The organism is Gemmiger formicilis, assembly GCF_016901605.1.
Classification (GTDB): domain Bacteria; phylum Bacillota; class Clostridia; order Oscillospirales; family Ruminococcaceae; genus Gemmiger; species Gemmiger formicilis_B.
In genome coordinates, this window is sequence record NZ_JACJKP010000088.1 from 1 (window position 1) to 11,752 (window position 11,752).

At 61.2% G+C, this 11,752-nt stretch carries 14 protein-coding genes; 9 read left to right on the forward strand and 5 right to left on the reverse strand.

Annotated features, from left to right (window positions below; genetic code table 11):
• The first annotated feature begins 75 nt into the window (after positions 1–75).
• Positions 76–957 (forward strand): L-serine ammonia-lyase, iron-sulfur-dependent, subunit alpha, encoded by an 882-nt coding sequence (gene sdaAA, locus H6B10_RS08275; RefSeq protein ID WP_204651162.1) that lies wholly within the window; start codon positions 76–78, stop codon positions 955–957.
• A gap of 133 nt (positions 958–1,090) precedes the next feature.
• On the opposite strand, the gene H6B10_RS18005 is transcribed toward sdaAA, so the two are convergent.
• Positions 1,091–1,336 carry a helix-turn-helix transcriptional regulator gene (locus H6B10_RS18005; protein WP_345941720.1) on the reverse strand — a complete coding sequence of 82 codons (246 nt, stop codon included), beginning with the start codon at positions 1,334–1,336 and terminating at the stop codon, positions 1,091–1,093.
• A 50-nt stretch (positions 1,337–1,386) separates the two neighbouring features.
• Between H6B10_RS18005 and H6B10_RS18010 the strand changes: the two genes are divergently transcribed.
• Entirely contained in the window at positions 1,387–1,965 is a 579-nt protein-coding gene (locus tag H6B10_RS18010) for a hypothetical protein (RefSeq protein ID WP_243427318.1), read from the forward strand.
• Between the two features lie 99 nt (positions 1,966–2,064).
• Here the strand turns inward: H6B10_RS18010 and H6B10_RS08285 are convergent, their stop codons facing one another.
• The 3 genes from H6B10_RS08285 to H6B10_RS08295 form a co-directional block, all read right to left on the reverse strand.
• Positions 2,065–2,232 (reverse strand): hypothetical protein, encoded by a 168-nt coding sequence (locus tag H6B10_RS08285; protein WP_204651163.1) that lies wholly within the window; start codon positions 2,230–2,232, stop codon positions 2,065–2,067.
• 42 nt (positions 2,233–2,274) lie between these two features.
• Complete coding sequence (locus H6B10_RS08290) at positions 2,275–2,676, reverse strand: TM2 domain-containing protein (protein WP_243427319.1); 402 nt, start codon at positions 2,674–2,676, stop codon at positions 2,275–2,277.
• Positions 2,677–2,792: 116 nt separating this feature from the next.
• Positions 2,793–3,545, reverse strand: a complete 753-nt coding sequence (locus H6B10_RS08295; RefSeq protein WP_204651164.1) for an MFS transporter — start codon at positions 3,543–3,545, stop codon at positions 2,793–2,795.
• A gap of 440 nt (positions 3,546–3,985) precedes the next feature.
• Between H6B10_RS08295 and H6B10_RS18015 the strand changes: the two genes are divergently transcribed.
• From H6B10_RS18015 to H6B10_RS08320, 7 genes are all read left to right on the forward strand, one after another.
• A complete protein-coding gene (locus tag H6B10_RS18015; protein WP_243427320.1) occupies positions 3,986–4,483 on the forward strand; it encodes a sugar-binding domain-containing protein in 498 nt (165 codons plus the stop codon).
• Positions 4,450–5,337 carry a glycoside hydrolase family 2 TIM barrel-domain containing protein gene (locus tag H6B10_RS08300; protein ID WP_243427322.1) on the forward strand — a complete coding sequence of 296 codons (888 nt, stop codon included), beginning with the start codon at positions 4,450–4,452 and terminating at the stop codon, positions 5,335–5,337. The genes H6B10_RS18015 and H6B10_RS08300 overlap by 34 nt, the downstream gene beginning before the upstream one ends.
• Before the next feature lie 87 nt (positions 5,338–5,424).
• On the forward strand, positions 5,425–6,537 hold the full coding sequence (locus H6B10_RS18850) for a glycoside hydrolase family 3 N-terminal domain-containing protein (protein ID WP_345941721.1): 1,113 nt from the start codon (positions 5,425–5,427) through the stop codon (positions 6,535–6,537).
• The gene (locus tag H6B10_RS18855) at positions 6,501–7,412 is read left to right on the forward strand and encodes a glycoside hydrolase family 3 C-terminal domain-containing protein (RefSeq protein ID WP_345941722.1); all 912 of its coding nucleotides are present in this window, start codon (positions 6,501–6,503) and stop codon (positions 7,410–7,412) included. Before H6B10_RS18850 ends, H6B10_RS18855 begins: the two co-directional genes overlap by 37 nt.
• A 40-nt stretch (positions 7,413–7,452) precedes the next feature.
• A complete protein-coding gene (locus tag H6B10_RS08310) occupies positions 7,453–8,730 on the forward strand; it encodes a beta-glucuronidase (protein WP_204651165.1) in 1,278 nt (425 codons plus the stop codon).
• A 15-nt stretch (positions 8,731–8,745) separates the two neighbouring features.
• Positions 8,746–9,426 carry an MATE family efflux transporter gene (locus H6B10_RS08315; RefSeq protein WP_345941723.1) on the forward strand — a complete coding sequence of 227 codons (681 nt, stop codon included), beginning with the start codon at positions 8,746–8,748 and terminating at the stop codon, positions 9,424–9,426.
• Positions 9,427–9,587: 161 nt separating this feature from the next.
• Positions 9,588–10,415 (forward strand): alpha/beta hydrolase, encoded by an 828-nt coding sequence (locus H6B10_RS08320; RefSeq protein ID WP_204651166.1) that lies wholly within the window; start codon positions 9,588–9,590, stop codon positions 10,413–10,415.
• Positions 10,416–10,529: 114 nt separating this feature from the next.
• On the opposite strand, the gene H6B10_RS08325 is transcribed toward H6B10_RS08320, so the two are convergent.
• On the reverse strand, positions 10,530–11,414 hold the full coding sequence (locus H6B10_RS08325; protein WP_204651167.1) for an ROK family protein: 885 nt from the start codon (positions 11,412–11,414) through the stop codon (positions 10,530–10,532).
• Between the last annotated feature and the right edge of the window lie 338 nt (positions 11,415–11,752).

Here is an 11,752-nt window from a genome sequence, read left to right on the forward strand (position 1 = left end):
GCCTGCCGTGTGCGGCAGCTGCCGGACGTGATGCTCTGCGTCACCCTGCTGCCCCAATAACAAAGGAGCAAAACGATGCCGGAAGAACTGAATTATCATTCCCTGGCGGGGCTGGTAGCCGCCGCCGAAACCGCCGGACAGCCCCTTTCCGCGCTGGTACTGCGCCAGCAGGCTGCCCAGCTGGAACAGACCGAAGAGGAAGTCTATGCCCGCATGAAGGAGAATTTCCAGGTCATGGCCGCCTGCATTGAGCCGGGCTGCCAGCCGGACCTGCGGTCCGCCAGCGGGCTGACCGGCGGCGACGCCTGCAAAATGCGCCGCCGGGTGGAGGAAGGAAAAAACCTGACCGGCCCGGTGCTGGGCGGGGCGTTGTACCGCGCTTTGGCGGTCAGTGAGCTGAACGCCGCCATGGGCCGCATTGTAGCTGCCCCCACCGCAGGCAGCTGCGGTATTCTGCCTGCGGTGCTGCTGACCATGCAGGAGCAGGGCGCCGACGAACACGCCTGCGTCATGAGCCTGTTCACCGCCAGCGCCGTGGGCATGGTCATTGCCGAGAATGCCTGCCTGGCCGGCGCCCAGGGCGGGTGCCAGGCGGAATGCGGCAGCGCGGCCGCCATGGCCGCCGCCGCTTTGGTGGAACTGGCCGGCGGCACCCCGCAGATGCTGGATGACGCGGTGGCCATTGCCCTGAAATGCCAGCTGGGCCTGGTGTGCGACCCGGTGGCCGGTCTGGTGGAGATTCCCTGCATCAAGCGCAACGCCGCCGGGGCTTCCATCGCCTTTATGGCCGCCGAACTGGCTTTGGCGGGTATTGGCAGCCAGATTCCCGCCGACGAGGTCATTGCGGCCATGCGCCGGGTGGGCAATTCCATGAGTCCCGCCCTGAAAGAAACCGCCGAGGGCGGCCTGGCCGCCACCCCCACCGCCTGCCGCCTGTGCGGCCAGGTGTTCGGTTGATCGTCCTTGTAAAACCCATACGCAACAGCCCGGAACCGTTGGTTCCGGGCTGTTGTTTTTCCTATGGAAAGGCAGCACAAAGGGGGGCCGCTCTGCACAGCGGCCCCCTTTCGGCATTTTTATGCAGGCACAATCACCGGGGCTGGGGGTGATTGCGGCGGTACTGGGTCGGGGTCTGGCCCAGTGCCTTTTTGAACAGTTTGGCGAAATAGTTCACATCCAGGATGCCCACCCGTTCGGCCACCGAAGCCACGCTGAGCTTGGTGGTTGCCAGCAGGTGCGCCGCGCGCTGGACCCGCTGGGTGTTGATATAGTCAATGAGGGTGGTGCCGGTTTCCCGCTTGAACAGGTTGGACAGATAGCTGGGGCTGATAAGCACATGGCCGCCAGCGATTTGAGGGAAAGCTCCGAGCTGAGATTGAGGTTGATGTGGTTGATGATCTTCTGCACCAGCGGGGAGTATTCTTTCAGGGAGTATTTGCGCACATAGGCGCAGTATTCCCGCACCATAGACCCGATAATGGCCGGTTGTTCCTCCATGGAGGCGTTCTCGATACGGCGGGCATACCGGGTGGAGATCTCATCAATATAGTAGGGGTGGACCATGCTGCGCTCGATGGCTTTGCGAAACAGGGTGTTCATGACGGTGAGCAGCGTCTTGACCTGATAGGGTGTATCGGAAAAACGGCCCTGAATCCGGAAGCGTCCCATCACGTTCATGGCCTGCAGGGCTGCTTCGGTATCGCCGCGGCTGACCGCCTCCAGCAGGCGGCCTTCGGCGGCATAGCGCTGTTCCAGCATGCTGGCCGGCAGTTCCTGCTCAAAGGCCGGCTCGTTGAAATAGCGGGTATCGGGACTGAAATTCATGGGCAGGAACTCACGCATTTAAGGGGGCGTCACCAGCGTCAGCTGGAGGTCGTGTGTGCCCATCAGTTTTCGGATCGTTTGCAGCAGATCGACCTGCATAAGGAAAAACCTCCTTTGTACCACAATACCGGCAACCGTTAAAAAACGTTTGCCGGTGCAGAGTTTTTGACGACCAGACGTACACTTGCCCAAAAAGCCGGGCCGCAAAAGCCCGGCCGGTTTGTGCCGCGATGCACGCCGTCACTTGGTCTTTTTGTCGTTTTTGCGTTTGGGGTCCCCGGCACGTTTGCGCCCCACCGAATTGATCAGCGGCGGCAGCACCAATGCCAGCACGATCAGCACGACCAAAACCGTAAGGTTCGGTGTTTCGTGACCGGTATTAAACAGAACATGAAAGAATTGCTCCACAAAAGCCTGCCTTTCTGCACGGCCAGGGCCGGCACAGTTCTTTTACAGGTAGATCACGCCGTTCTCGTCCGCCTTCATCGGCACCACGATCATGAAGTCGATGATGGTCATGGCAAAAGAGAACCCGGTCCAGCAGGTAAGCAGATAAATCACCGCGGTGATCCACTGCTTGGCATAAAAGCGGTGCGCGCCGAACGCCCCCAGCAGGCACAACCACAGGTAGGTCTTTTTGCGTACCGGCTGTTTGATGCGTTCTTCCCGGTAGCGCAGCGCCCGGTCGATCAGGCGCCACAGCGGATTGTGGTGCTTTTCGTCGGTTTCGCCCTGGGCTTCCCGCAGGTGGGCCAGCTGGTCCTCCGCCACGGCAAAGTCCGTGATGGAAGGCTGCTGTTCCGCCTGCTTTTTCTCTTTGGACATTTCGGGGTCACGGGTCTTTCTGCTCAATGCTCAATACCTCATAGGCCGGCCCCGCAAGGCACAGCCGGTTCTGTCAAAAAAGCGGCCCTGCACCGCAGCGCAGGGCCACACGGAATTTACGATATGCAGTGTTGGAAGGAAAATCAGGCCTGGTTTTCAGCCATGGTTCTTTCCTTGATGGCAACGATCTCGTTCTGCAGTTCAGCCATCTTTTCCTTGGTCAGGGGGTAGAACTTCATGGCGATCAGGTTGCAGATCAGGCCCAGGATGATGATGCCGTAAGCCAGGAAGACAACGCCCGGACGCAGCTGCGGGGTAGCGACGTCACCCATAACAGGGTTGTGATCGGTGAAACCGCAGGCGGCAAAGACCAGACCGGCGATCATGGGAGCCAGAGAAGAGATGATCTTATCCACGAAGCTGAACAGGGTGCCCATCAGGCCGGGAACGTAACGGCCGGTACGATATACTTCGTAGTCGGCGCAGTCGGCGGTCATGGGGATAACGATGTTGCCGGAAATGCCCTGGAAACCGCCCTGGATGATGGTGAGCACCAGGTGCAGGATCAGGAAGTAGCCCCAGTTAAAAGCACCGGTGGCGGGGTTGGAGGTCATGGTGGTGGGGTCACCGAACAGCCACAGGGCGCCCAGCGCCAGGTTGGTGATGATGCCGCCCACGGAACCGATGACCGCCGAGAAGCTGGACGCCACGACCATGCCGACGCCCACGAAACCCATCAGGTAGTAGCTGAGGTACATCAGCATGAACATGTAGAGGTTGGTGGCCGTGTTGTTCAGCGCAAAGCAGCCGATGCGCCACAACGGAACGCGATGGATACCGTTGTTCTCGTAGTCTTTGTCATAGAACTTGTCCGGTAATGTTCGAATTTTTGCCATTTCGTTTTCTCCTTACCTTTACGTTGTGCCGTGGACGGTGGTTGCCTCTCCTGCCGCGCGGCCCGTGCAATTTGTGTCTATATTATGAATGAATTCACAATTTTGCGGTGAGGAATATTTTATGGACATTCCGGATTTTTTACGGGTTTTACAAATTTTGCTGCCAATGGAGACAAAAACTGTTACTATGGCTCACATTCGGGCCGGTTCCGGCTTTTGCCGGTGCAAAATGCGTCAAAACCGCTGTTCTATATAAATAGGTAAACACCCCTTTTGCTGCCTGTGGAAAAACACCGAAAGAAAGAAAGGATATTCCGGTTTTAGCCAAAAATTGTACTAACCGTTCAGTGTAATTTTGTGGGATAATAATAGCATCAAAACAGTCCGGGCGTATGCAGTCCCGGCCACATATCCGCTTTTTATACAGGAGGTAACGTACTATGGAAAATTCTTTGCTGTACCCCGTAGCGTCCACTTCCCGCCGTGTCGTCAGCCTGGACGGCATGTGGAAGTTCCAGTTTGACCCCGAGAGCACCGGTGTGGATTCCGGCTGGGCCAACGGCCTGCCCGCCCCCGTGCTGATGCCGGTCCCTTCCGCTTTCTGCGATCTGTTCACCGACAAGGAGAGCCGTGAGTACTGCGGCGACTTCTGGTACGAGACCGACTTCTTCGTGCCCGGCGAGTGGAACGGCTGCGACGTGGCCATCCGCTTCGGCTCCGCCACCCACCGCGCCCGCGTCTTTGTGAACGGCGTGGAAGTCACCAGTCACGAAGGCGGTTTCCTGCCCTTCAACGCCGACATTGCCGAGATCGTGCGCTATAACCAGTATAACAAACTGGCCGTCCTCGTCAACAACGAATTGAACGAGTACATGCTGCCCGCCGGCAAGACCGCGGCCTGGACCTGGTCACCGTCAAGCGCGACTATGAGTGCATGAAGTGGATCGGCGCCAACTGCTTCCGTACCAGCCACTACCCCTACGCCGAGGAACTGTACCAGATGGCCGATGAGGAAGGCTTCCTGATCATTGACGAAGTGCCCGCCGTCGGCTTTATGGAAAGCACCATGAACTTCCTGGCCGCCAACCAGGGCACCGGCAAGCCGGTGGGCTACTTTGAGAAGGAAACCACCCCGAAGCTGCTGGAAAACCACAAGCAGGCCCTGACCGAGATGATCACCCGCGACAAGAACCATGCTTCGGTCATTGCCTGGAGCATCCTGAACGAGCCCCAGTGCACCAGCGAAGGCACCGAGGCCTACTTCAAGCCGCTGTTTGACCTGGCCCATGAGCTGGACGTCCAGAAGCGCCCGCGCACCTACGCCATCGTTATGATGAGCCTGCCCCACAACAGCAAGGGCCAGCAGTTTGCCGACTTCATCAGCCTGAACCGCTACTACGGCTGGTACGTGATGGGCGGTTACGGCATGGTGGACGCCGAGGCCGCCTTCCGCAAGGAGATGGACGGCTGGGCCAAGGTGCTCAACGGCCGCCCCATGATCTTTACCGAGTACGGCGCCGACACGCTGCCTTCCGAGCACAAGCTGCCCAGCGTGATGTGGAGCCAGGAATACCAGAACGAATACCTTGATATGAACCATCGCGTATTCGACAGCTACGACTTCGTACAGGGCGAGCTGGTTTGGAACTTTGCCGACTTCCAGACGACCGAGGGCATCATGCGTGCCAACGGCAACAAAAAGGGCATCTTCACCCGCCAGCGCCAGCCCAAGGACGCGGCCTTCCATTTCCGCGCCCGCTGGACCTCGCTGCCCATCGACTACAAGGGTTAATCCGCCGCCGGCGGGGGAACTTCGGCTCCCTCGCCGGGGCTTTGGTTTGCCCGCTATTTTTACAAAGAAAGGAAGATTAGAAGAGCCATGGCAGAAAAAGCCTCCCGCCGTTTCCACCGCGTCCAGAACCAGGACGGCGCCGCCGTCAGCACCGTCAGCCGCGCGCTGCTCAACCAGGACGGTCTGACCTTCAAGGATATTGACGGCAGCGGTACCGTCAGCACCGTCAACGACTGGCGCCGCCCCGCCGCCGAGCGTGCGGCCGCCTACGTCAAACAGCTTTCGGTGCATGAGAAGATCGCCCAGCTGTTTGTGGCCGACTGGCGCATGGCCAAGTACCCGGCCACCGGCCCCATGGCCGTCAAGGTGGAAAACCCCGTCTACGACGAAACCGGCATCCTGGACGAGACCGAGTGCGATACCGAGACCATCTTCGGCAAACAGCACATCATCGGCACCACCCAGATGCTGAAAGATGCTTTCTACCGCCATGTGATCCTGCGTGCCAACGCCACCCCCACCGACCTGGCCGACTGGATCAACCAGGTCAACGCCGTCTGTGAGGAATGTGACCACTACATTCCCATGTCGGCCACCTCCAACTCCCGCAACGAGAACGGCGAGATCGTCTTCGGCATGAACGACGCCTTCGGCGTGCTGGCCACCTGGCCCGGCACCCTGGGCATTGCCGCCACCGTCAAGGGCACCGGCCGCATCGACATCATCGACAAATTTGCCGATACCGTCCGCCGGGAATGGAACGCCTGCGGCATGCGCAAAGGCTACATGTATATGGCCGATACCGTCACCGATCCCCGCTGGCAGCGCACCTACGGCACCTTTGGCGAGGACCCCAAGCTGATCTGTGAGATCATGCGGCACCTGATCCCCGGCATCCAGGGCAAGCCCAAGGGCGTGGCCAAGGACGGCGTGGCTGTGACCACCAAGCACTTTCCCGGCGGCGGCGCCCGTGAAAACGGCTTTGACCCCCACTATGCCGCCGGCCAGTGGAACGTCTACGCCACCGAGGGCAGCCTGGAGAACTACCACCTGCCGCCCTTCCAGGTCGCGGTGGACTGCGGTACCTCCTCCATCATGCCCTACTACTCCAAGCCTGCGGCCGCCAAGAGCGCGCCCACAACGGCTACTACGAGACCCACCCCGTGCCGGAAGGCTTTACCGCCGACCAGCTGGTGCTGACCGACGAAGCCTTGGACCGCGCCGTGAGCCGCACCCTGACCGAAATGTTTGAGATCGGCATGGTGGACGACCCCTACCGTGACCCCGAGGAAGCCGAGGCCATGGTGGCCCGCCAGGCCGACTGGGATGAAGCCGCCAAGGTCCACCGGGAGAGCGTGGTGCTGCTGAAAAACGACGGCACCCTGCCCCTGACCGCCGACAAACTGGCCGGCAAGAAAGTCTACGCCGAGGCCTTCCACAAGGACACCCGTCTTTCGGAGCAGTCCACCGCCAAGCTGCGCGGCCTGCTGGAGGGCGTGACCCTGACCGAAGACCCGGCCGAAGCCGACTACGCCCTGCTCTTCCTCACCCCGCAGTCCGGTGCCTACTTCAACGCCACCCCCGGTTATCTGGAGCTGGACCTGTGCGAAGGCAAGACCGTGCACAATGTGGATGAGGACGGCCGCCCCGTTGCCGAAACTCACGAGGAAACCACCGTCACCGGCATGGGCCGCATTGCGGAGATCGCCGCGGCCGTTCATGCCCACGGCGGCAAGGTCATCTCCAACCTGAACGTGACACTGGCCTGGCAGCCCGGCAACCTGGAAAGCCTGAGCGATGCCATGACCGCCGGTTTCGACACCTACCCCGAAGCCACCCTGGACGTGATGCTGGGCCGTTTTGCCCCGGTGGGCAAGCTGCCCCTGACCATGCCCCGCGGCGACGAAGTGCTGGCTGTGAACGCCGAAGGCGTCTGCATCAGCCCCAACGACGTGCCCGGCTTCGACAAAGACCAGTATATGCCGGATTCCCTCAAGGACGAGAACGGCAAGGCCTACGCCTACCGCGACGCCGCCGGCAACTACTATGAATACGGCTTCGGCCTGCAGTATTGATCCCCTGTGTAAAAATCACAAACATAAAGGAGATTCCATCATGGCAGAGTTTATCAAACTGTCACCCGACACCCTGCGCCAGCTGCGCACCGTGGATGAGCTCCTGGTTTCCTACAACGTGGAAATGACCGAGGTCACCGGCGGCACCTTCTGGAAGGCCTACTCCCCCGAGGAGATCGCCGGCACCAAGCCCTTCGAAGGCCCCGTCGGCTCCCTGGCCAACCACACCGCCATGGCCGCGCTGATGCAGTTCTACCCGCCCATCGACCTGAAAAGCGAGAAGCTGCGCAAGCTGGCCAAGGACATCGGCCCCGCCTGGGTGCGCGTTTCCGGCACCTGGTCCACCAAGACCTACTACGACTTTGACGGCAAGATGGGCGGCAAGTCCCCCGAAGGCTACACCGCCGCCAACTTTGTGCGTGACCAGGACCTGTTCAACCGCTGGCTGCACGAGAACTACCCCGGCTGCCTGGCCGTTGGCCCCTGCAGCACGGTGGGCATCATTGGCGAGGACGGCGACAACGCCCTGGGCGGCGGCATTGCCGATGTGATGCCTTCCGTTTCCACCGACGAGTTGATGGACGGCGCCACCGAGCCCATGGAAGTGTACAGCTACCACTACTACAACGGCGTGTCGGAACGTCTGCAGTCCATCATGCCCATGGCTCACTGGTCCCCCGAAAAAGCCCACACCGAGGAATACCTGGCGGTTGCCCCCGGCATGGCCCGCTCCAACGCACCGCTGCGTGACCGTTACGTGCCCGGCGGCCAGATGTGGGTCACCGAGTCCGGCGATGCGGGCGGCGGCGGCGACACCTGGGCTTCCACCTACCTGGATGTGCTGCGCACCCTGAACGAGCTGGGCGGCTTCTCCGCCGTGACCGACGGCATCATCTTCCACAACACGCTGGCTTCCAGCGACTACGGCTACCTGAAGCCGGAAGTCTTTGACCCGCGGCCCAACTTCTTCGCCGTGGTGCTGTGGAACCGCCTGATGGGCACCACCGTCTACGATGCGGCCGAGCCCATCCGCGAAGGCGCCCACGTGTACGCTCACTCCCGCCACGACGGCAAGCCCGGCAAGGCCTACCTGGTCATCAACAACTCGATGACCGAGACCACCACCGTGGAACTGCCCGGCAAGGCGGAGATTTACCAGCTGACCGCCGAAACGCCCCGTGCCTCGGTGATGCAGTGCAACGGCAAAGCGCTGACCCTGGGCGAAGGCTACGCCCTGCCCGCCATGGACCCCGTGGCGGCAGAAGGCACCCTGACCCTGCCGGCCCTGAGCTGCACCTTTATTGTGACCGAAGGCTGATCTGACCGCATAACCGTGTGGGTGCTGCGTTTCCTCACCGGCAAACGCAGCATCCTCAAACTGCGGCTTGCCAACCTGCGGGTACAGCCCCGGATCATTCTGCCCTGCCTGGCGCTGGGTGTTTCCTCCTTTGTCATGCTGGCCACCGAGAGCGTGCTGAACATCAGTTTCAACGCCAGCCTCTCCCGCTACGGCGGCGACATTGCCGTGGGCGCCATGACCATCATCACCAGCGTCAGCCAGCTGATCTCCATGCCCATTTCCGGCGTATGCCAGGGCGGGCAGCCCCTCATCACCTTCAACTTCGGCGCCGGGCACCGGGACCGGGTACGCCAGGCGTTCCGCTGCCAGTTCTTTACCTGCGTGGGCTACGCCGTGGCCTTCTGGGCGCTGGTCATGCTGCTGCCGGAGGCGTTTGTACGGATTTTCAACAACGACCCCGCCCTGGTGGATTACACCGTCTGGGCCATGCGCATCTACATGCTGGGTATCTTCTCCACCGGGTTCCAGGTGTCCTGCCAGCAAAGTTTCGTGGCCCTGGGCCAGGCCAAGATCAGCCTGCTGCTGGCCTGCCTGCGCAAACTGATCCTGCTGATCCCGTTGATCTTCCTGCTGCCCACCTGCTGCCCGACCCGGTGTTCGCCGTTTTTCTGGCGGAACCGGTCAGCGACATTCTGCCCGCGGTGGTCACCGTGATCACCTTCCTGACGCGGTTTGACAAGATCCTGGACAAAGGCGCAGGCCGCTGAACCTTTCCCGCACCGGGCCCGACGGCCCGGTGCTTTTTTGTTTGCACAACCGGCCGATGCCCGCTATAATGAAGAAAAACACCGCCCTGCGGGAAAGGAGAACCTTTTATGGCCTTGATCCAAGTGAATTTTGTATCCCAGACGCTGATGCGCACCGTGCCGCTGCAGGTGGTGCTGCCGGTGGACAAGTTTACCGTTCCCGGTCAGCCCCTCCCGGAACGCCAGTACCCCACCCTCTACCTGCTGCACGGCATCTTTGGCAACTATACCGACTGGGTCAGCGGCACCCGCATCCAGCGCTGGGCCGAAGAACACGATCTGGCGGTGGTGATGCCCTCCGGCGACAACCGTTTTTATGTGGACCAGCCCGCTTCCCGGGATTTGTACGGTGAATTCATCGGCCGGGAACTGGTGGAGATCACCCGCCGGATGTTCCCGCTCTCCCGCAAACGGGAGGATACCTTCATCGGCGGGCTTTCCATGGGCGGCTACGGTGCGCTGCGCAACGGCCTGAAATACCACGAAACCTTCGGGGCCATTGCGGCGCTTTCCACCGCCAACGTGGTGGCCACCCTGGACCAGTATACCGACGATGCGCCGGTGTTCTTTCAGGGCAAACCCTACATCGAAGCCCTCTTTGGCCCGGTGGCGCAGATCCCCGGCAGCGACAAGGACCTTTTGTACCTGGCTGACCGGCTGGCCGACAATCCGGACAAACCGCGGGTCTACCTGGCCTGCGGCCAGAGCGACCACCTGCTGCCGGTAAACCGTGCCCTGGCCCATGACCTGGAAGCGCGGCATTTTGCCGTGACCTACCGGGAAGCCCCCGGCGACCACGAGTGGGATTTCTGGGACAGCCAGATCCGCCAGGTGGTGGAGTGGCTGCCCCTGGGTGGCGCAGCTGCCGGTGTGAACAGCGGCAACGTGGGTGTGTGAAAACCCGTTTCTATGCAAAAAACCCCCGGCCATGATGGCCGGGGGCTTTTGTTATAACAGGCCGAAACACCAAGCGAAGGCATTCCCGGATGCGGAGCAAATCTCACTGCCGCCTTACAGTGTGCACAGTCCCTGCATGGCCAGCACCGAGGTATCGGCCGCTACGTACACCACAACGCCCAGTTCCTCGCAAAGCTGCCGCAGCGGGTCCCCGAACAGCCCAAAGCTGCGGGTGATCTGCCCGCCCAGGCAAAGGCAATCCGGCCGGTACCCCCGCAGAAAGGGTTCCAGGGCCTCTTTCAGCCGGGTGCCGAACTCCGCAAAGCAGGCGGCTGCCGCCCGGTCGCCTTCCTGCACCCGACGGGCCAGTTCCGCCCCTTCCATAGGCGTACCCAGCCGTTCTTCGGTCAGGGCCATCAGCCCCCGCTTGGAGATCATATCATCAATGCACTTGCCCAGAAACGGAGTGGGGTAAATCTCTCCCCGCGGGGGCACGGCGGGGGTGCCTTCCGGCGCCAGACCGTCCCCCAGACCAAAGGCACTGCCGCAGCCGGTACCGATGCATACCGACAGGGAACGGGCGCTGCCCCGGGCATCGCCGTAATGGATCTCGCCCAGGCCGAAGGCCGCCACGTCGTTGGTAAAGCGGATCTGTTCCGGGTCCTCCAGCCGGTCCCGCAGGCGGGCAAACAGTTCCGCCCGCAGGCTTACACCGTACAGCGCATCGTATTTATCCAGCCCCCGCAGCAGGCAGATGCCCGCCGGGTAGTCAAAGGGGCCGGGGAAGGCCAGCCGCAGCCCGCCCAACCGGGGCGGATGGCCCGCTTCCTCATCCAGCTGGCGGAAAACCGCCGCAAAATGGGCCAGCAATGTTTCCCGGTCTTCTCCCGAGCGGGCCGGGAAATGGCGCAGCGGCGTGAGCACACGGCCCTGGCTGACAGCCGCGCCCTTGATTTCGGTGCCGCCCACATCAAGGCAAAGGTAAGGAGCATCCATCATGGGTACCTTCTTTCCGCAGATTTGTTGCTTCCAGTATAGCGGTGCCCGTCGTATTTGTAAATACATTTTGACAATTTATTTTAATTTTTATCGAAAATGTATTGACAAATCCCGTTTTATCTCCTATGCTGTAGCTACAACAACGGCAAGGAGGCGCCATTGGTATGTGTGAAGAAAAGATCGGCCGCTATGTAATGTTCCCCCGGGTGGACGTATGCTGCCCCGACGCCCGGGTGTATGAAGGGGCCGGTGCCATTGCCCGGGCCCTGGGCGATGCCTGCGGCACCGGGAAATGCGTGCTCAGCATCGAGTGCTACCCCGGCGTGGACCAGCAGGAA

Bases quoted from the DNA above. Each gene is read 5' to 3' on its own strand.
- H6B10_RS08320 (WP_204651166.1), top strand. From the start codon at position 9,588: ATGGCCTTGATCCAAGTGAATTTTGTATCCCAGACGCTGATGCGCACC.
- H6B10_RS08310 (WP_204651165.1), top strand. From the start codon at position 7,453: ATGGCAGAGTTTATCAAACTGTCACCCGACACCCTGCGCCAGCTGCGC.
- H6B10_RS18850 (WP_345941721.1), top strand. From the start codon at position 5,425: ATGGCAGAAAAAGCCTCCCGCCGTTTCCACCGCGTCCAGAACCAGGAC.
- sdaAA (WP_204651162.1), top strand. From the start codon at position 76: ATGCCGGAAGAACTGAATTATCATTCCCTGGCGGGGCTGGTAGCCGCC.
- H6B10_RS08295 (WP_204651164.1), bottom strand. From the start codon at position 3,545: ATGGCAAAAATTCGAACATTACCGGACAAGTTCTATGACAAAGACTAC.
- H6B10_RS18015 (WP_243427320.1), top strand. From the start codon at position 3,986: ATGGAAAATTCTTTGCTGTACCCCGTAGCGTCCACTTCCCGCCGTGTC.
- H6B10_RS08325 (WP_204651167.1), bottom strand. From the start codon at position 11,414: ATGATGGATGCTCCTTACCTTTGCCTTGATGTGGGCGGCACCGAAATC.